General features: G+C 72.6%; 19 protein-coding genes. 15 read left to right on the top strand and 4 right to left on the bottom strand.

Annotation, left to right across the window (positions count from 1 at the left end; genetic code table 11):
- Window positions 1-68: 68 nt before the first annotated feature.
- From EKG83_RS16185 to EKG83_RS16140, 10 genes are all read left to right on the top strand, one after another.
- Window positions 69-1,355, top strand: a complete 1,287-nt coding sequence (locus EKG83_RS16185; RefSeq protein WP_033431012.1) for a type III PLP-dependent enzyme domain-containing protein — start codon at window positions 69-71, stop codon at window positions 1,353-1,355.
- Window positions 1,352-2,251: a holo-ACP synthase gene (locus tag EKG83_RS16180; protein ID WP_033431013.1), complete on the top strand. Its 900-nt coding sequence runs from the start codon at window positions 1,352-1,354 to the stop codon at window positions 2,249-2,251. The genes EKG83_RS16185 and EKG83_RS16180 overlap by 4 nt, the downstream gene beginning before the upstream one ends.
- On the top strand, window positions 2,251-3,786 hold the full coding sequence (locus EKG83_RS16175; protein WP_051765725.1) for a class I adenylate-forming enzyme family protein: 1,536 nt from the start codon (window positions 2,251-2,253) through the stop codon (window positions 3,784-3,786). Before EKG83_RS16180 ends, EKG83_RS16175 begins: the two co-directional genes overlap by 1 nt.
- 34 nt (window positions 3,787-3,820) lie before the next feature.
- Window positions 3,821-4,087 carry an acyl carrier protein gene (locus EKG83_RS16170; protein ID WP_033431014.1) on the top strand — a complete coding sequence of 89 codons (267 nt, stop codon included), beginning with the start codon at window positions 3,821-3,823 and terminating at the stop codon, window positions 4,085-4,087.
- Entirely contained in the window at window positions 4,084-5,346 is a 1,263-nt protein-coding gene (gene ectB, locus EKG83_RS16165) for a diaminobutyrate--2-oxoglutarate transaminase (protein WP_033431015.1), read from the top strand. The genes EKG83_RS16170 and ectB overlap by 4 nt, the downstream gene beginning before the upstream one ends.
- Before the next feature lie 11 nt (window positions 5,347-5,357).
- Window positions 5,358-5,897, top strand: a complete 540-nt coding sequence (gene ectA, locus EKG83_RS16160) for a diaminobutyrate acetyltransferase (protein WP_051765727.1) — start codon at window positions 5,358-5,360, stop codon at window positions 5,895-5,897.
- 43 nt (window positions 5,898-5,940) lie between these two features.
- A complete protein-coding gene (locus EKG83_RS16155) occupies window positions 5,941-7,146 on the top strand; it encodes a cytochrome P450 (RefSeq protein ID WP_033431085.1) in 1,206 nt (401 codons plus the stop codon).
- 25 nt (window positions 7,147-7,171) lie between these two features.
- Window positions 7,172-7,366: a ferredoxin gene (locus EKG83_RS16150; RefSeq protein WP_033431016.1), complete on the top strand. Its 195-nt coding sequence runs from the start codon at window positions 7,172-7,174 to the stop codon at window positions 7,364-7,366.
- Window positions 7,359-8,552, top strand: coding sequence for an NAD(P)/FAD-dependent oxidoreductase (locus EKG83_RS16145; RefSeq protein WP_084716382.1), 1,194 nt, complete (start codon window positions 7,359-7,361; stop codon window positions 8,550-8,552). Before EKG83_RS16150 ends, EKG83_RS16145 begins: the two co-directional genes overlap by 8 nt.
- A gap of 109 nt (window positions 8,553-8,661) precedes the next feature.
- On the top strand, window positions 8,662-9,981 hold the full coding sequence (locus tag EKG83_RS16140; protein WP_051765730.1) for a GAF domain-containing protein: 1,320 nt from the start codon (window positions 8,662-8,664) through the stop codon (window positions 9,979-9,981).
- 270 nt (window positions 9,982-10,251) lie between these two features.
- On the opposite strand, the gene EKG83_RS16135 is transcribed toward EKG83_RS16140, so the two are convergent.
- The 3 genes from EKG83_RS16135 to EKG83_RS47840 all read right to left on the bottom strand — a co-directional run bounded on the left by EKG83_RS16135 (window position 10,252) and on the right by EKG83_RS47840 (window position 13,985).
- Window positions 10,252-12,261: an ABC transporter permease gene (locus EKG83_RS16135; protein ID WP_033431017.1), complete on the bottom strand. Its 2,010-nt coding sequence runs from the start codon at window positions 12,259-12,261 to the stop codon at window positions 10,252-10,254.
- Window positions 12,258-13,679: an ABC transporter substrate-binding protein gene (locus EKG83_RS16130; RefSeq protein WP_033431018.1), complete on the bottom strand. Its 1,422-nt coding sequence runs from the start codon at window positions 13,677-13,679 to the stop codon at window positions 12,258-12,260. The genes EKG83_RS16135 and EKG83_RS16130 overlap by 4 nt, the downstream gene beginning before the upstream one ends.
- 120 nt (window positions 13,680-13,799) lie before the next feature.
- The gene (locus EKG83_RS47840) at window positions 13,800-13,985 is read right to left on the bottom strand and encodes a hypothetical protein (RefSeq protein ID WP_033431019.1); all 186 of its coding nucleotides are present in this window, start codon (window positions 13,983-13,985) and stop codon (window positions 13,800-13,802) included.
- 291 nt (window positions 13,986-14,276) lie between these two features.
- On the opposite strand from EKG83_RS47840, the gene EKG83_RS16120 reads away from it, so the two are divergent.
- The 4 genes from EKG83_RS16120 (at window position 14,277) to EKG83_RS16105 (ending at window position 17,906) form a co-directional block, all read left to right on the top strand.
- Window positions 14,277-15,185 (top strand): ABC transporter ATP-binding protein, encoded by a 909-nt coding sequence (locus tag EKG83_RS16120; protein ID WP_033431020.1) that lies wholly within the window; start codon window positions 14,277-14,279, stop codon window positions 15,183-15,185.
- 70 nt (window positions 15,186-15,255) lie between these two features.
- A complete protein-coding gene (locus EKG83_RS16115) occupies window positions 15,256-15,996 on the top strand; it encodes an ABC transporter permease (protein WP_033431021.1) in 741 nt (246 codons plus the stop codon).
- 3 nt (window positions 15,997-15,999) lie between these two features.
- On the top strand, window positions 16,000-17,280 hold the full coding sequence (locus EKG83_RS16110; RefSeq protein WP_033431022.1) for a sensor histidine kinase: 1,281 nt from the start codon (window positions 16,000-16,002) through the stop codon (window positions 17,278-17,280).
- Complete coding sequence (locus EKG83_RS16105) at window positions 17,277-17,906, top strand: response regulator (protein WP_033431023.1); 630 nt, start codon at window positions 17,277-17,279, stop codon at window positions 17,904-17,906. The genes EKG83_RS16110 and EKG83_RS16105 overlap by 4 nt, the downstream gene beginning before the upstream one ends.
- Before the next feature lie 15 nt (window positions 17,907-17,921).
- Here the strand turns inward: EKG83_RS16105 and EKG83_RS16100 are convergent, their stop codons facing one another.
- On the bottom strand, window positions 17,922-18,521 hold the full coding sequence (locus tag EKG83_RS16100) for a TetR/AcrR family transcriptional regulator (RefSeq protein WP_033431024.1): 600 nt from the start codon (window positions 18,519-18,521) through the stop codon (window positions 17,922-17,924).
- Between the two features lie 88 nt (window positions 18,522-18,609).
- On the opposite strand from EKG83_RS16100, the gene EKG83_RS16095 reads away from it, so the two are divergent.
- Window positions 18,610-19,290 carry a nitroreductase gene (locus EKG83_RS16095; protein ID WP_033431025.1) on the top strand — a complete coding sequence of 227 codons (681 nt, stop codon included), beginning with the start codon at window positions 18,610-18,612 and terminating at the stop codon, window positions 19,288-19,290.
- Window positions 19,291-19,294: the final 4 nt, after the last annotated feature.

Below are 19,294 nucleotides of genomic sequence, written 5' to 3'. Positions count from 1 at the left end.
TTCCCGGTGTTCCGCACAACACGCCCGGAGAGGCGAGTGATGAGAACTTCGCGAACGGCAGTGATCCCATGACCACCCCGATGGCGGACATGCAGGGCAATGCGATCTCGGCGCTCGCCGACGAATTCGGCACCCCCTTGTTCGTCTACGACGCGGACGTCCTGGAAGACACGTACCGCGAGCTGCGCGACGCGCTCCCCGCCGGGGTCGACATCTTCTACTCGCTCAAGGCCAACCCGAACGTGAGCGTCTGCGCGCTGCTGAACCGGTTGGGCACCGGCGCCGAGGTCTCCTCCTCCGCCGAACTGGCCACCGCCCTGCGAGCCGGGGTCGCGCCGCGCGACGTCATCTTCCTCGGCCCCGGCAAGGACGAGCGGGAGCTCGCCGCGTGCGTCGAAGCCGGCATCCGCGCGGTCGTCTGCGAATCGCTGGACGAACTCGACCTGCTCGACTCGCTGCTGGCTGCGGCCGGTCGCGACGGGTTCCCGGTGCTCCTGCGGGTGAACCCCGCCTTCGGCAGCAAGGGGTCCGGGCTGGCCATGGGGGGCAAGCCCCGGCAGTTCGGCATCGACGAAGCCCGGCTGCGCGAGTCCGGGCACCGGCTCGCGGCCCTGCGCAACATCCGGTTGACCGGGGTGCACGCCTACATGGGGACGCGGTTCCTCGACCACGAGGACGTCGTCCACAACACCCGGCGCATCCTCGCGACCGCGGAGGACCTGGCCGGGCACCTCGGCTTCCCCCTGGAAACGGTGGACTTCGGCGGCGGGCTCGGCGTCGCCTACTTCGACAACGAGGAGGACCCGGACCTCGCCGCGCTGGGGACCGGGCTGGCGGAAGTCCTCTCCTCCTTCTCCGCGCGCCACCCGCACTGCCGGATGATCATGGAGCTGGGCCGGTTCCTGACGGCCGCGGCCGGCACGTACGTCGTCCGGGCCCGCTACGTGAAGGAGTCCATGGGCGAGAGCTTCGTGGTCGCCGACGGCGGCACCAACCACCACATGGCCGCCGTCGGCATCGGGAGCTTCGTCAAGCGCAACTTCCCGATCCGCCACCTCGGGGGTCGGACCGGTGGGGCGCTGCGGCCCTACACCGTCACCGGGCCGCTGTGCACGCCCAACGACGTGGTCGCCAGGAAGGTCCGGCTGCCGGAGGTGCGGCCGGGTGACCTGCTGGCGGTGGGGCGGTCCGGCGCCTACGGGCCCACCGCCTCACCGGGGCTCTTCCTCAGCCACGGCTTCCCGGCCGAGGTGATGGTGCACCGCGGGCGGGCCCACCTGGTCCGGGAGCGCGACAGCACGGAGGACCTGCTGGCCAAGCAGCGCCTCGTCGACTTCCGCGCGGTGTCCGGATGAGCACCGGGTCGAGCCGGGCCGTCCGGGTCGGGGTGGACGTCCTCGACTGCTCGGAACTGCGCCGCCTGGTCGAGCGACCCTGGTTCCTGCGCTTCGGCTTCGCCCCGGAGGAACTGGCCCACGCCGACACCCTCGGCGCCCGCCGGCGCCTGGAGTTCCTGGCGGGCCGGTTCGCCGCCAAGGAGGCCGTCCTCAAGGTCCTGGGGGTCGGCTTCCTCCAGGGGGTGGCGCCGCGGGAGATCTGCGTGGAGCACGCACCGCGCGGTGCCCCCGTCGTGCGCCTCCGGGGGCGGGCCGCCCGGTTGACCGCGTCCCCGGTCTCGGTGTCCATCACCCACAAGCAGGACGTCGTGGCCGCGGTCGCCCTCGGCCTCTCCCCGGCCGCCGAAGACGGACGAACAGAACCGAAGGAGCCCGGTGCCATGTCACCACCGACCGCCACCACGACCGCCACCGCCCAGCGCGGCGCCCGCGGTGGACCCACCCAGGAGACGACGGCCTTCCTCCGCGTGCGGATCGGCCAGGAGGACGCCCACTACGGGGGTGACCTGGTGGACGGCGCGCGCATCCTGCGGCTGTTCGGCGACCTGGTCACCGAGATCACCATCCGCACGGACGGCGACGAGGGGCTGCTGTCCCAGTACAGCGACCTCCGCTTCACCGCGCCCGTGAAACCGGGCGACTACATCGAGGCACGTGCGCGGCTGGTGCGGCGGACCAGGCTGCGCCGGGTGGTGGAGCTCCAGGCGCACAAGGTCCTCGGCGCCCGCCCCGGAGCGGGGCCGAGCGCCGCCGCGGTCCTCGACGAGCCCCAGCTCGTGTGCGCCGCCACCGCCACCACCGTCGTCCCCCACCGCGCGGCGTCCGCCCTGGGCACCTCCGTCGAGGAGACCTGATGGCCCGCACCGCACAGCTGCTGCACGAACTCCTGGAGGCGGCCGCCGACCGCAGCCCCCGATCCGTCGCGCTGAGTTCGCGGGACCGCGGCCTGACCTACCGGGAACTCGCTTCCGCCAGCACCAGGATGGCCGCGTCCCTGTGGCGCGGAGGACTGCGGCGCGGCGACCGGGTCGTGGTCACCGCGGCCGACGGGATCGGCATCGCCGTGCTGGTCTACGCGGCCTCCCGCCTGGGCGCCGTGTTCAGCGTCCTGCACGAGCAGGTGCGCGGCGGGCCGCTGGAACACGTGCTGCGGGACTGCGAACCGAAGCTGCTGGTCTCCGACGACCCGGCCGCGGGGCGGACCGCCGCCGGGTGCGGTGTGCGGTTCCTCGGGTTCGACGAGCTGGTCCGGACCGCGCTCGACGCGGACGCCGACGGGTGCCCCGCTCCCCCCGGCGGGGGCGCCCTGGCCGTCGACCCCGTCAGCCTGATCTACACCTCGGGCACCACCTCGCTGCCCAAGGCCGTGGTCAGCACCCACCAGCAGGTGCTCTTCGCGGTGTCCGCGATCCAGGAGTGCCTGGGGTACCGCGGCGACGACGTCGTGTACTGCCCGCTGCCGCTCTCCTTCGACTACGGTCTCTACCAGGTCTACCTCGCGGCCCTGAGCGGCGCCCGGCTGCACCTGGGCACCGTCGCCGAGACCGGCCCGCCGCTGCTGCGCAGCCTGGAGGCCGCCGGGGCGACCGTGCTGCCCGCCGTGCCCTCCATCGCGGACCGGCTCGCCTGGCTGCTGCGCCGCAGCAGCGGGGGGCTCGACCGGCTGCGGCTGCTGACCAACACCGGTGCGGCCCTGGCCGAGACCACCATGTCCGCGCTGCGCGCCGCGCTCCCCCGGCTGCGGATCCAGGTCATGTACGGGCTCACGGAGTGCAAGCGCACGGCGATCATGCCCCCCGACGGGGACCTCGACCACCCGGGGTCCTGCGGGCTGCCGCTGCCGGGCACCGAGGTCTTCGTCATCGACGACGACGGGGACCGGCTGCCCCCCGGGGAGATCGGCCAGTTCGTCGTGCGGGGCCCGAACGTCATGGCCGGCTACTGGAAGCGCCCCGAGCTGACCGCCGACCGCTTCCCCCGCGCGGAGGGGCTGTTCCCCGAGCTGCGCACCGGCGACTACGGCCGGCAGGACGAGGAGGGGTACCTCTACTTCTCCGGTCGCCGGGACGACATCTACAAGGAGCGGGGGTTCCGCCTCAGCGCCACCGAGGTCGAAGCCGCCGCCCACCGCGTACCCGGCGTGACCTCGGCGGCCGTGCTCCCCCCGAGCGGCGGCCGGTCCTCGCTCCTCGCGGTGGTGGCCGACATCCCCGCGGAGGAGGTCCGGGACCGGATGCGCGACCACATCGAGCCCTTCAAGATCCCGCGCCGCTGCGTCCGGCTGGAGCAGCTGCCCACCAACGGGAACGGGAAGGTCGACCGCAAGCGCCTGGAAGCCCTCGTGGGCAGCGGCGCCGACGGCGCGCACCCGACCGCCTCCCCCCGGTGACCGCTCTCCCACCCACCACCCGATTGGACACGCCATGGACCGCAACACCGTCGTCTCCGCGCTGGAGCAGGCCCTGACCGAGGTGCTGGAGCGGCCCGTCACCGGGCTCGACGGCCACGTCAGGCTCTTCGACGACCTGCACCTGGACTCCACCACGATGCTGGAGATGCTGATGGCCCTGGAGGACTCCCTCGGCCTGGTCGTCGACCCGGAGGACCTCGACGCCGACGACTTCGTCTCGGTGGACACCTTCACCACGTTCGTCCTCTCCTCGCTGAGCACGGCGCGGGCCGCGTCGTGACGATCACCCCGCCCGGGCTCGGCGTCTTCGAGGCGCTGGAGTCGGAGGTGCGCAGCTACTGCCGCGGCTGGCCGACCGTCTTCGAGCGGGCCCGGGGCAGCTGGATGGTCGACGAGCACGGCACCAGCTACCTGGACTTCTTCGCCGGTGCGGGCTCGCTCAACTACGGCCACAACCCGCCACCGCTCAAGCGCGCCCTGCTCGACTACCTGGAGCGCGACGGCGTCACCCACGGCCTGGACATGTCCACCCGCGCCAAGCGCGGCTTCCTGGAGACCTTCCGGGACCTCGTGCTGCGCCCGCGGGAGCTGCCCTACAAGGTCATGTTCCCCGGCCCGACGGGCACCAACGCCGTCGAAGCCGCCCTCAAGCTGGCGCGCAAGGTCAAGGGGCGCGGGACGATCGTCTCGTTCACCAATGCCTTCCACGGCATGTCGCTGGGCTCCCTGGCGGTCACCGGCAACGCCTTCAAGCGGGCCGGTGCCGGTGTCCCGCTCGGGCACACCACGACGATGCCCTACGACCACTACATGGACGGGAAGACACCCGACTTCCTGTGGTTCGAGCGGCTGCTCGGGGACCGCGGGTCCGGGTTGGACCAGCCGGCCGCGGTGATCGTGGAGACGGTCCAGGGCGAGGGCGGCGTCAACGTGGCCCGCCCGGAGTGGCTGCGCGCCCTCGCCCGGCTCTGCCGGCGGCACGACATGCTGCTGATCGTCGACGACATCCAGATGGGCTGCGGCCGGACCGGGGCGTTCTTCTCCTTCGAGGAGGCCGGCATAACCCCGGACATCGTCACCGTCTCGAAGTCCATCAGCGGCTACGGGCTGCCCCTGTCGCTGTGCCTGTTCCGACCGGAACTGGACGTCTGGGAGCCGGGCGAGCACAACGGCACGTTCCGCGGCAACAACCCCGCGTTCGTCACCGCGGCCGCCGCCCTCGACACCTACTGGTCGGACGACGCGCTCGCGCGGCAGACCCGGGCGCACGCCCAGACCATCGAAGCCGCGCTGCGCGACACCGCCGCGCACCACAGCGGGTCCGCCTACCGCGGCCGCGGGATGGTGTGGGGCCTGGAGCTCGCCGACCCCCGGCACGCCGGCCGCGCCGCGCGGCGGGCCTTCGAGCTCGGGCTCCTCTTCGAGACCTCCGGGGCGCACTGCCAGGTGGTCAAGCTGATGCCCCCGCTGACCGTCACCACCGACGAACTCGACCACGGGCTGCGCATCGCACAACGCGCCGTCCACGAAACGGCATGAGGAGGCCGACGATGACGACCACCACCGCACCCGGTGCCGGCGCGGACCGGGGCACCGCCGCGAAGGGGCGCGCGGTCTTCCGGACACCGGTGCCCGAGGACGGCCCGGCCGTGTGGAAGCTGGTCGAGAACACCCCCGGCCTGGACACCAACAGCGCCTACTGCTACGCGCTGTGGTTCCGGGACTTCGCCGGCGGTTCGCTGGTCGCGACCGCGGACGACGAGCTCGTCGGCTTCCTCACCGGCTACCGCCGCCCCGACGAGCCCGAGACCTACTTCGTCTGGCAGACCGCCGTCAACCCGCGCCACGGCATCCCGTTCCTCGGGGTGAAGCTCTTCCAGGCCGCGGCCGACCGGCAGGTGGCCGGGGGCGCCCGGTACGTCGAGGCCACGGTCTCCGCCGAGAACAAGGCGATCCTCATGGTGCTCAAGCAGTTCGCCAAGAAGCACTCGGCCCGCGTCGAGACCGGCGTGCTCTTCCCCGGCAGCCTCTTCCCGGACGGCCACCACGACGAAGTCCTCTACCGCATCGGCCCGTTGACCGCCGGTTGAGGCCGACCCGCCGGACACCACTCGACGATCGGAAGTGGTCACCATGACGCAGCAGCTCGCAGTGCCGCACCTCGACATCAGTTCCGAACGCTTCCGCATGAACTCGCGGGAGATGCGGAGGGCGCGGGCCGACCACTGGTACGCGCGAACCGACTGGGGCATCGCCGTCCTCACCTACGAGGACTGCAAACTCCTCCTGAAGAACCCCCACCTGACGCAGGGGTCGGCCAAGTGGCCCGCGCACCACGGCGTGGTCGACGGGCTCTACGACCGCTGGTGGAGGAAGACCCTGCTCGTGCTGGAGGGTGACGAGCACAACCGGATCCGGCGCCTGGTCAACCCGGCGTTCTCGCCGCGCCGCATCGAACCGCTGCGCCCCCGCTTCCGGGCCCTGGCGGACAGCCTGGTCGACGAGTGGGTCGACGACGGGCGGACCGAGTTCGCCGGTCGCTTCGCGGCACCGTACTCGACCAGGGTCCTGTGCATGATGCTGGGCATCGACGAGCACGACTGGGAGGAGGTCTACCAGCTCTCCTCCACCATCGGGCTCGGGATCGGCATCACCATCAAGGAGAACATCGCGCGGATCGACGACGCCGTCGCCGAGCTGACCCGGTACGCCGAGTCCCTGGTGGCCGCCAGGAGGCGGTCGCCCCGGGACGACATCCTGAGCGCCCTGGTGGGTGCGCGGGACGAGGACGACGGCAGGCTCTCGGACCAGGAGCTGATCAACCTCATCATCCTGCTCGTCTTCGCCGGGATCGACACGACGCGGAACCAGCTGGTGCTGACCGTCGCCTCGTTCTCGGAGCAGCCGGACCAGTGGGAGAAGCTGGCGGCGGACCCGGACCGCTACGCCGCGAAGGCGGCCGAAGAAGCCCTTCGCGTCAACCCGATCGCCCGGTGGGTCTCGCGCGAGGCGGGGGAGACGTTCCGGTACCGGGAGCGCACCATCGAGAAGGGCACGACGATCCACCTGCTCACCCTCTCGTCGGGCACCGATCCCGCCGAGTACGACGACCCGGACCGGATCGACCTCGACGCCGACCGCTCGCCCCACCTCGCGTTCGGCGGCGGCATGCACCACTGCCTGGGTCACTTCGTCGCCAGGGCGGACATCGACGTGGCGGTCTCGGCGCTGTCGACCCGGCTGACCGACCTGCGCGTGGGCGAGGACGCCGAGTGGCTGCCCGACTCCGGGAACACCGGCGCGAACACGTTGCCGATCACGTTCACTCGACGTCCCTGAACCACGTCCACACCTGGAGGAAGTCGTGAGGATCCTTGTTGACCGGGTCCGGTGCCAGAACCACGGGCAGTGCGCGATCTCGGCCCCGACCAACTTCGAGCTCGACGCCGACGGGGAGCTCCGGTACCGCGAGTCGTTCGACGACGAGGACGCGTCCGACATCGAGGACGCCGTGGACTCCTGCCCCGTGCAGGCCATCACCCTGGACAGCGATGGCTGACGGGGGGAGGACCATCGGCGTGGTCGGTTCCGGCATAGCCGGGCTGCGGGCGGCCAAGGCGCTGCTCACGTGCGGGGTCGACGCCGAGGTCGTCATCTTCGGCGACGAGGCCCACCGCACCTACAACCGGCCGGGCCTGACCAAGAGGCCGTACCCGCCGCCGGGCGCCCCCGGCACGGCGATGGCCGAGGACCTGGAGGTCGCCGGGCTCGACGACGACGCCCTGACCTGGCGCCTCGGCACCGGGGTCGACACCGCGGACTTGCGCGACAAGGTGCTGCACCTGAGCACGGGCGAAACGTTCGACTACGACGGCCTGGTGATCGCCTCGGGCGTACGCGCGCGCACCTCGACCGGGGGCAGCGGCGGGTCCCACCCGCGCAGGACCTTGCGCGGGCTGGACGACGCGCAGCACATCCACGACGAACTCCGGGCGAGCGGGAAGGTCACGATAGCGGGCGCCGGGTTCGTCGCCTGCGAACTCGCGTCGCTGGCCGGGAAGTACGGTTGTGAAGTCGTCATGCTGGAATCGCCGCGCCGCGGGCCGTTCCGGGGCCTGCTGGGGAAGCGCATCTCGATCGCCCTCCGGCGCTGGTTCGCCCGGCACGGCGTGACGTTCCTGCCGGGCGACCCGGAGCCCTCGCCGGACCGGTCCCTGTTCGTCGAAGCGATCGGCAGCGTGCCCAACACGGAATGGCTGCGCGGGAACGGCCTGGACCTGTCCGACGGGGTGCGCGTCGACGCACGCATGCGCGTCCCGGGGCACGAGGACGTGTTCGCGGCCGGGGACGTCGCCCGCTACCCCGACCCGTGGGCGGCGGGACGCCTCACGCGCATCGAGTTGTGGAAGAACGCGATCGACACCGGCGACCTCGCGGGCAGGTCCTTGGCGGCGTCCCTGGGTCGCGGTGCGGGGAAACCCCGGCTCGGGTACTTCCCGAACACGACCAGTGAGGTGTTCGGCCTGCGCATCCAGGTCGCCGGCAACCCGAAGGCGTCGGACGCCGCGGAGGTCGTCCGCGGGGATCCGGACCACCCGGACCGCGGGGTGCTCGTGAGGTTCCTCCGCGGGGGTGTCGCGGTCGGGGTGGCCTACCTGGACGAGGGCGCCCGGTTCAACAGCACGTACATCGAGCTCCTGAGGTCGTTGAAGGCGGACCCGGCCGGCGCCGTGGCCGCGGGCTGAGCCCCGGCGGACCGGCACGCGGCCGCGTGCCACCCGGCGAGGCCGCCGGCGCACCTCGGCGCGTCCCGGGCGTTACCATGGGCGCCACGGACGAGGAGCGGGCCACACGATGACAGCGGCGTCAGACCAGCACCCCTTCACCGCGGAATCCGCGGCCGACGAGGACCTGCGGGCCTTGTTCGGGCAGTCCATCGCGGTGTTCGCCTCGCTGGCGGGGCCGGCGCACGTGGTGGAGACGGCGAACCCGGCGTTCCTCGCCACCATCGGCGAGCACCGGGCGCGCACCGGTGTCCCGCTGGCCGAGTTGATGCCCGAACTGGCCGGTCAGGGCTTCATCGCCCTGCTCGACGAGGTCTACCGCACCGGTGAGCCCTACACCGGCCGCGACGTGCGGGTGGTGCTCGACACCGGCCCGCACGCCCGGGAGGCGTTCTTCGACTTCACCTACGAGCCGCGCCGCGACGGCCGGGGCGACGTCGTCGGCATCCGGGTGATCGGCGTGGAGACCACCCAGGTCAAGCACGCCCAGCACCTGATGGCCGAGCACCGCGCCCTGCTGGAGCAGATCGCCCGGCAGGCGCCCCTGGCCGAGGTCCTCGACGGGATGGCCCGCTGCATCGAGGACCTGGCCCCGCGGGAGGTGCTCGTCTCCGTCCTGCTCGCCGACCCCGACGGCCGGCACCTGCGCCACGGCGCCGCGCCCAGCCTGCCCGACTTCTACAACCAGGCCATCGACGGGATCGCCACCGGCGAGGGCGTCGGCTCCTGCGGCACGGCCGCCCACCGGCGGGAGCCGGTCGTGGTCACCGACATCGCCACCGACCCGTTCTGGGACGACTTCCGCGACCTGGCCGAGCAGGCCGGCGTGGCCGCCTGCTGGTCCACCCCGATCCTGGCCCGCGACGGGAGCCTGCTGGGCACCTTCGCCATGTACCACCGGACCCCGCGCGCACCGCAGGAGCTCGACCTCGCCCTGGCCCGCGTCTTCGCCGGCACCGCGGCCCTGGCCATCGAACGCCACCACACCGAGCAGGCGCGCCGCGACGCCGAGGTCCGCGCCGAGCAGGCCCACGCCGAGCTGACCAGGGCGATGCGCGCGGAGCAGAAGCTGCGCGCCGAAGCGGAGCAGCGCGCCGCCGCCGCGGCGGAACTGGCCGACCGCATGCGCGCCGCCGCGGCCGCCCAGGCCGCCGTGCCGCACCCCGAGCAGTGCCGGCTCGGCGGCGCCGACGGGTGCACCGAACCGGCCGAGCTCAAGGTCGCCGACGCCTGGGGCGACGCGGCCTGGGGCTGCCACGCCCACGCCGAGGAAGCCCTCCTCACCGTGCGGTCGGCGTTCATCGCCAACGAGGAACTCGGCGGCCTGGCCGCCTACCTCAACCGCCGACCCGCCCGAGCGCGGCACACCGGAGGTCCCCACACCGGCTGACCCCTCACGACCGGGCCGGTGGGGAGCCACCGGTCGGGCTGTCGCGCCGGCGCGGGACCGGGGAGGACACCACGCCGCCTGCACACCCGCACACCCTGGAGCAGCCCGAACCCGCGCGGCGACGCACCGGCGCCACCCCGCGGTCGACGACCGCCGGTGGGACGCGGGCCGGGGTGCTCGCCGCGCTCCAGCGGTCAGGCCGCTCCCCCGGAGGAGACCGGGACGACGATCCGCAGGTCGGCCGGCGGCCGGACCGGCCGCCCCGCGCGGTCACCCCTTCACGGCCCCCGCGGTCAAGCCGTCGGTCAGGAACCGCTGCCCGAACCCGTACATGACCACGACCGGCACGCTGATCAGCAGCGAGGCCGCGGCCAACTGCCCCTGCGGCACCACGTCACCGAAGATCATCGACTGCATGCCGACGGGCAGCGTCTTGTAGTCCTCCTTGGTGATGAACACGAAGGCGAACAGGAACTCGTTCCACGCGTTGGTGAGCGTGAACAGCGCGACCGCGAGCAGGCCCGGCTTGGCCAGCGGCAGCACGATCCGGGTGAACGCCCCGAACCGCGTGCAGCCGTCGACCAGCGCGGCCTCCTCCAGGTCGGCCGGGATCGACTTGAAGTAGCCCACGAGCAGCCACGTCGCGAACGGCAGGGTGAACGTGGGGTAGGCGAGCACGAGCGACCACGGCGAGTCGTTGAGCCCGATCCCGCTCACCACCTGGTACAGCGGGATGAACAGCAGCGCACCCGGCATCACGTAGGTGAGCAGGATCGTCACCGTGAAGCTCGCCGAGCCCCGGAACCTCAGCCGCGCCAGCGCGTAGCCGGCCGGCGCCGCGCAGACCAGGGCGATCGCGGTGGACGCCGCCGACACCAGGACCGTGTTGGCGTACCAGGTGCCGAACGCCCGGCCCGTGAACAGGTTCGTGAACTGCTCGGTGGTCCACGGGGTCGGCCAGAGGTCGTCGGTGCGCGCGACGATCTGGTCGTCGGACTTGAAGGCCGTGATCGTCATCCAGTAGAGCGGGAGGAGCACGAAGCCCAGCAGGCCCACGAGCGCGACCCCCGAGCCCGCGCCGCCGACCAGGCGTGCGGCCACCCGGTTGCCCCGCGCGGCGAACGCGGAGACGACCCGTCCCACGGCGGCCGCGAGCACCACGAACACGCCCAGCACGAGCGCGGCCTTCCACACGATGTGCGGTGACGCCCAGACCAGCACGAGCACCGAGGCCGCCACGACCACCCACGGCAGCGCTCGGCGCTGGGCGGGGGTCAGCCGCCTGCGCCCCGCGTCGCCCGCGCCCGGCAGGTCGCCGCGTCGCATCATCCGCACGAGGATCACCACGAGGACGCCGATGATCGGGAGCATCACCAGCGTGACCGCGGCGCCCGCGCCCAGCTGCAGCTGCTGGATGGCCTTCGAGTAGGCCACCATCACGTACGGGGCGGTGGCGTCCCCCGGTCCGCCCTGGGTCATCAGCCAGATCAGGTCGAAGTTGTTGAACGTCCAGATCGACGACAGCAGCACCGTCACGATCATGACGTTGCGCAGGCCCGGCAGCGTGATGTGCCGGAAGCGCTGCCACGGCGAGGCGCCGTCCACGATCGCCGCCTCGTGGAGACCGCTGTCGATGGCCTTGAGCCCGGCGAGGAACGTCACCGCGAAGAAGGGGATGCCCTTCCAGACGTTGACCAGGATGACCGCCGGCATCGCGAGCGCGGGGTCGGACAGCCACTCGGCGGGCCAGGAGTCGACGAGCCCGACGGCGGCGAGGGCGGGCCCGATGCCGGAGTCGGTGAGCAGGACGTTGACGCTGCCGAAGATCGGGTCGAACAGGGACCGCCAGGTGAAGGCCGTGACGACCGTCGGCACCACCCACGGCAGCAGGATCACCCCGGCGACGACCGCCCGGCCGCGGCGCATGTGGTGCAGCATCAACGCCGCGATGAGGCCGAGGGTCACCTTGAAGATCTCGGCGTACGCGGTGAAGACGAACGAGTTGAGCACGCCCTTGTGGAACACGGCGTCGTCGACGAGGGCGGTGTAGTTGTCCAGCCCGACGAAGACCGTCTCCGCACCGTGGCGCTCCGTGGCGCTGGTGAGCACCGAGCCGGCGATCGGCACCAGGATCAGGCCCGCGACCAGCAGCAGCGTCGGCCCGGTGAACACCGCGGCGAGGCGCCAGTCGCGCCCGAGCAACCGCTGCGACCTGGTGAGCGGGGACGACGCGGCCGGCGCCGGACGGGTCGGCGCCGGCCGCGGGCGCAGGACCGTCACTGCCGGTAGCCCTGCTGCTCGAAGACCTGGACGATCCGGGCGTGGGTCGAGGCGACGGCGTCGGCCGGGCGGGTGCCCTGGATGACCGCCTGCATCATGTCGGTCAGCAGGTAGGCGGCGGTGGCGGCCTGCTCGCCGGGGCTCGGGGCCTGGGGGAACGCGAAACCGGTCCTGGTGGTCATCGGGAGCCGCACGCGGGTCTGCTCCCGCAGCGCGGCGAAGGCCGGGTCACCGCCGGTGTAGTACGGGTCGGAGTCCCACACCTTGTCCCAGGCGGGGTTGACCAGGCACGGTGCCTCCTTGGCGACACCGAGCAGCGCGCTCCCGCCGACCATGAACTTCGCCACCAGCTTGGCGAGGTCGGGGTTCTTCGCCCCCTTGAACACGACGAACGAGTTGGACTCGCCGTAGGTCAGCGGCCGGTCGACCGCCGGTCCGGTGGCGCCGTTGAACACGTGCGTGTTGGCGTAGACCGGGTTGTTCTTGGTCTTCGAGTCGGCGTAGACGCTGAACTGGTTGAGCGTGAGCCCCAGGATCCGGGCCAACCAGTTCTCGTTGTTGCTGGAGTCGGTCCAGCTCCCGACCCCGGGCGGCAGCATCGGCGAGTACTTCGGGTTCGTGTAGAGGTCGCCGATGAACGCGACGGCCTCGACGGTCTCCGGCGAGTTGAACACCACCTTCGTGCCGGTGTTGTCCGCGATCGCCCCGCCATAGGTGTTGATGACGTTGGCGATGAAGCCGTTGGCGTCGCCCGAGCGGTTCACCGTGAGGCCCCAGCCGAAGCGCCGCTTCGCCGGGTCGGAGACCTCCAGCGCGTTGTCGCGCAGCTCCTCCCACGTGTAGTGGGGCTTGAGCGGGAGCCCCTTCTCCTCGTACCAGTCCTTGCGCAGGTACATCGCGAACGCGATGAAGTGGTACGGGATCGCGTACCAGCGCCCGTCGAACACGCAGAAGTTGGTCGCCTCCGTCGCGGGCTCCCCGTAGAGGGTGCGCATCTCCTCGACCACGTCGGTGACGTCGGTGAGGTGGCCGAGGTTGTGGAGCTGGCCGACGAACCGCCGGTCGCTCATGAAGGCCAGGTCGCGGTTGGTGCCCGCCTTCACGTCGGCGTCCATCTTCGCGACCATGTCACCGGCGTCGCCGGAGACCAGGTCGTTGCCGACCGTGGTGCCGGTCGCCTGCGCGAACGCCTGCAGCGACCGGTCCAGCGCCTGGTTGGCGGCCTCCGAGTACAGCTTCTGCGAGAGCATCCCCACCGACCCGCCGCGGAGCGCGGCCGCCTGGTCGAGCAGCGCCTGGGGCACCTGGACGTCGACCTGCGGCGCGGCGGGACCGCCCCCGCACGCGGCGAGGCCGAGCACGCCCAGCGCGCCCGTCCCGAGGAACGCGCGCCTCGACCAGTCCGTTCTCTCTTCCATGACCACTCCTCCCGCGTCCGACCGGGCGGACGCGTACCGACGGGGCGACAGTGCGACCGGCGGGACAGCGGGGCGAGCGCCGCGCTGCGGGTCGTTCATGCGGTGAAGGGCGTCGAACAGCTAACGCGTTGTCCTGGAGGCACGTCGAACAGCCCGGTCGGTGATGCGGGCCGCGGCCATCGCGGCGTGTTCGGGCTTGAGCAGCACGCGCGACTGCTCGGCGACGATCTCCGTGGGCAGCGACTCGATCAGCAACGGGCTCAGCCGGACCTGGACGGCATCCGGAGACTGTCGCCTCCGGTGCACGTCATCAGCTTATCGGACAAGTCCGATATCGCGACAGCCCGTCGGAGCAGCGCGGCGGCCGCACGGAGTCCTGCCCGGTGATCGTTGCCGCGGCACGGGAACGCGGCCCTCCACCGACGGCGTCGACTTCCCGGACGGCACGGGGTGCCGCCCGGCGAAGCGGGCGGTGAGCACGCCACCGCCCCGCCTTCCATCCTCCGATCGGAGGATGGAAGGGGTCTACCGCGTCCGCGGTGATCCCCGCCCGCGTGGTCGATCCGGCGCGCCCGCGCGGGCGGCAGGCTTCCCCGCATGGCGATCATCGAGGTACACGACCTCGTCAAGCGCTACGGCGACCACACCGCGGTGGACGGGGTCGGCTTCGCCGTCGAGCAGGGCGAGATCTTCGGCATCCTGGGGCCCAACGGGGCCGGCAAGACCACGACCGTCGAGTGCGTCGAGGGGTTGCGCACCCCGGACGGCGGCACCATCCGCGTCTGCGGCCTCGACCCGCGTCGTGACACCGGCGAGCTGCGGCAGTTGCTCGGCGCGCAGCTCCAGGAGAGCGAGCTGCCGGACAAGCTCAAGGTCCGCGAGGCGCTGGAGCTCTACAGCTCCTTCTACCGCCGACCGGCCGACTGGCGGGAGCTGGTCGAGGTGCTGCGCCTGAGCGACAAGCTCGGCACGCAGTTCCGGCGGCTGTCCGGCGGGCAGAAGCAGCGGCTGTCGATCGCGCTCGCGCTGATCGGCGGGCCGCGGGTGGCGGTGCTCGACGAGCTGACCACCGGCCTGGACCCGCAGGCCCGCCGCGACGCGTGGGACCTCATCGCGGGCGTCCGGGACCGCGGTGTGACGATCCTGCTGGTCACGCACTTCATGGAGGAGGCTGAACGGCTCTGCGACCGGCTGGCCGTGATCGACTCCGGCCGGGTCGTCGCGCTCGACTCCCCGGCCGGGCTGGTCTCGCGGATCGGTGACCGGCAGCGCATCCGCTTCCGGCCGTCCGCGCCGCTGGACCACGCCGTGCTGACGGCGCTGCCCCAGGTCGCCTCCGTCGAGCAGGCCGGTGACCGGCTGGTCGTGACCGGCACCGGGGACCTGCTGCTCGCGGTGACCGCCGTGCTGGCCCGCCACCGGATCACCGCGGCCGAGCTGCGGGTCGAGCAGACCTCGCTGGACGACGCGTTCGTCGCGCTGACCGGCCGCCCCGCCAACCCCTGAGCCGCCCAGCCAACCCCCGAGCCGCCCAGCCGACCCCCGAGCCGCTCCGCCAACCCCCGAGGAGACCGCCGTGCCCGCCCTGTCCCGACTCACCGCCACCGAGACCAGGCTGTTCTTCCGCGAGCCGGTGCTGGTGTTCTTCACGCTCGCCTTCCCCCCGCTCCTGCTGGTCGTCTTCGGTGCCATCCCCGCGATGCGCGAACCCTCCGACGACGCCGGCGGCCTGCGGGCGATCGACCTGTACGTGCCGATCACCGTCGCGCTGGGCCTGGCGATGTTCGCGTTCAACTGCCTGCCCCAGCTGTTCGCCACCTACCGGGAGAAGGGCGTGCTGCGGCGCATGCGGACCACGCCGGTCGAGCCGAGGGCCATGCTCGGCGCGCAACTGCTGATGGCCCTGGTCCTATCCGCGGCGACCGCGCTGGTCGTGCTCGCCATCGGCCGACTGGCGTTCGGCGTGGACCTGCCCCGGCACCTGCCCGCCTACCTGGCGGGCTACCTGCCGACGGCGCTGTCGGTGTTCACGATCGGCCTGCTCGTCGCGTCCCTGGCGTCGACCGGCAGGAGCGCCGGCGCGATCGGGACGCTGGTGTTCTTCCCGCTCGTGTTCTTCGCGGGCCTCTGGTTGCCGCGCGAGAGCATGCCCGGTGTCCTGCGCTCGATCAGCGATTTCACCCCGCTGGGCGCGGGCGTGCAATCATTGCAGGACGCCACGGTCGGCCACTGGCCGCAGCCGCTGCACCTGGCCGTGGTGCTGGGGTGGGCGGTCCTGGCCGGGATCCCGGCCGCGCGGTTCTTCCGCTGGGAGTAGGTCGTGGGCGTCGAAGCCGAGTTGCGCGAGGAGTTCGACCGCTGGGAGCGCAAGGAGACCGCGGTCCTGAGGGTGCTCCCGTACCCGCTGCTGGCGGTCAGCGTCCTGTTCACGCTGCTGCAGCCGCTCTGGGACGCGCCGGTGCACCTCCCCGCGGTGCTCGGCCTCTCGGCCGTGCTCACCGCGTGGGTGCTGTGGTTCCACACGCTCCACCCGGAGCTGCACCGCAACGGCCCGCTGATGGGCCTGTACTACACGGGGCTCGTGGCGGTGACCGCCTGCCTGGTGCTGCTCACGCCCTGGTTCGGCTTCTTCGCCTTCATCGGCTACGTGCACGCCTTCCAGTACCTGAAGGGCCGGTGGCGGTACGTCGGCGTGGCCGTCACGTCCGCGGTCGCGGCGGTCTCCTACATCGGCGGGTCGGCCGCCATCACCGCCGAGGAGTGGTGGAAGTGGCCCGCCGTCACCGCGATCACCACGGTGCTGGCCACGGCGGCCTTCTACGCCGACGTGATGTCCGACCGGCGCAACCACCGGCAGAAGCGGGCCCTGGTCGAGCTGCACCGGGCCAACGCCGAGCTGGAGACCGCGCTGGCGGAGAACGCGGGCCTGCACGCCCAGCTGCTGGTGCAGGCCCGCGAGGCCGGCGTGCTCGACGAGCGGCAGCGGATGGCGCGGGAGATCCACGACACCCTCGCCCAGGGCCTGGCCGGCATCCTCACCCAGCTCCAGGCCGCCGAGCAGGCGGCCGACGAACCGGCGACGTCGCGCCGGCACGTGGCGAACGCGGTGGAGCTGGCCCGCGAGAGCCTCGCCGAGGCCCGCCGGACGGTGCACGCGGTGGGGCCGTCCGCGCTGGCGGAGGCCCGCCTGCCGGACGCGATCGGCGACGTGGCCAGGCGCTGGTCGGAGGTGAACCGGGTCGAGGCGGTGGTGACCACGACCGGCGACGCCCGGCCGATGCACACCGACGTCGAGGTGGCGCTGCTGCGGACCGCCCAGGAGGCGCTCGCCAACGTCGCCAAGCACGCCCGAGCCGGTCGGGTCGCCCTGACCCTGTCGTACATGGAGGAGCTGGTGACGCTCGACGTGCTCGACGACGGGGTGGGCTTCCGGCCCGACGCCAGGCGCGCGGGCGGTTCCCCGGACGGCGGCTTCGGGCTCGCCGGCATGCGGCAGCGGGTGCAGCGCCTCGCGGGGCGGCTGGACGTCGAGTCCGAGCCGGGCGGGGGCACCGCGATCACGGTGACGGTGCCGGCGATCCCCGCCGGGGGCGCGGGGTGATCTCGCTGCTGATCGTCGACGACCACCCGGTGGTGCGGGACGGGCTGCGGGGCATGTTCGGCGCCGACCCGCGCTTCGAGGTGGTCGGCGAGGCCGGTGACGGCGCGGAGGCGGTCGCGGCCGGGGACCGGCTCCGCCCCGACGTGATCCTCATGGACCTGCGGATGCCCGGGACCGACGGGGTCACCGCCATCAGGGAGCTGGCGGAGCGCGGCGTGCCGTCACGGGTGCTGGTGCTCACCACGTACGACACGGACAGCCACGTGCTGCCGGCCATCGAGGCCGGCGCCACCGGCTACCTGCTCAAGGACGCGCCGAGGGAGGAACTGGTCCGCGCGGTGGAGGCCGCGGCGCGGGGGCAGGCGGTGCTGTCCCCCACCGTCGCGACCCGGCTCGTGGGGCAGGTGCGCAAACCGGCCCCGGCGCCGCTGTCGCAGCGCGAGCTGGAGGTGCTGGAGCTGATCGCCGGGGGGTCGACGAACCGCGAGGCGGCCAAGCGGCTGTTCATCAGCGAGACGACGGTCAAGACGCACCTGCTGCACGTGTACGCGAAGCTGGGCGTCAACGACCGGGCGGCCGCCGTGGCCGCCGCGTTCTCCCGCGGCTACCTGGTGCCGCGGGACTGAGGACCCGGCCGCGGGTCAGGGCCCCGGAGCGGCCGACCGGCGCGGCGCGTGGTCGAGCAGCGTCTCGGCGGCCGCACGGGCGTGCCGGCCGTAGTCGGGGTCGTTGAGGACCATGGCGCGGCTCACGGCACCGTCGGCGAGGGTGACGAGCTGTTCGGCGAGCAGGTGCGGGTCGTCGATGCCGAGTTCGTCCACGAGACCGGTCACCAGGGCGAGCATGCGGATCTTCTGCTCGCGGGCGAAGGCGTGCACCGGGCTGGCGGGGTCCGGGTGCTCGGTCGCGGCGTGGATGAACGGGCAGCCGCGGACGGTCCCGTCCGGCCACGGCCGCACGGTGAACATCGCGAGGATCCGGTCCCGGGGCGGCACGTCGGCGCGCGTCAGGGTCTCCAGCAGGGTGTAGCCGGAGCCCAGGACGTGCTCCAACTGCGCGAGGACCAGGTCCTCCTTGGTGGGGAAGTGGGCGTAGAGGGTCCGCTTGGAGACCGGGGCCTCGGCGGCGACGTCCTCCATCGTGGTCGCGGTGATGCCGCGCCGGGCGAACAGGCTGCTCGCGGCGGTCAGCACGCGTTCCCGGCCGCCTCGCCCGGCCCGGCGCGCCGGTTCTGCGCTCATGACCCAACTATACGCCAGCGTTTACATGACGGGCGGCGGTGCGCTACGGTCGCCCAAGTAAACGCAAGCGTGTACTTGAGGAGACAGGGTGACACCGACCGCACTCGCCGACACCGTGGGGCAGCTCATCCGCAACAGGCGCGCGACCAGGGCGTTCCTGCCCGACCCCGTCCCGGACGAGACGATCGAGGCCGTCTTCGGCCTGGCCGGCTCGGCACCGTCGAACTCCAACGCGCAGCCCTGGCAGGTCGAGGTGGTCAGCGGCCCCGCCCGGGACAGGCTCGCCGACGCCCTCGTGGCCGCCCACCGGGCCGGCAGGCGGACGCCGGACTTCGCCTACGACGAGAGCATCTACTCACCGGTGCACCAACGCAGGCGGGCCGCCTTCGGCGCCGCGGTCTACCACGCCCTCGGCATCGGCCGCGGCGACGAGGACCTGCGCACCGCCTACGACCTCAAGAGCCTCAGGTTCTACGACGCCCCCCACGTCGCCCTGCTGTACGCGCCGGAGTCGGGCAACCCGCGGCTGACCGCGGACGTCGGCATGTACGCGCAGACGCTGCTGCTGGCCATGGCCGCCCACGGGGTGGCCAGTTGCCCCCAGGGGGTGCTGAGCTTCTACAGCGGGACGATCCGCGAAACGCTCGGCATCCCGGGCGGGAAGCTGTTGCTGGGCATCTCGTTCGGGTACGCCGACCCCGACGCCCCGATCAACACCGTCGACGTCGGCCGCGAACCCCTGTCGGAGACGACGCGCTTCCACCGCTGACCGA

The organism is Saccharothrix syringae, from assembly GCF_009498035.1.
Lineage (GTDB): Bacteria > Actinomycetota > Actinomycetes > Mycobacteriales > Pseudonocardiaceae > Actinosynnema > Actinosynnema syringae.
This window is presented reverse-complemented; position numbering and strand designations above follow the sequence as displayed.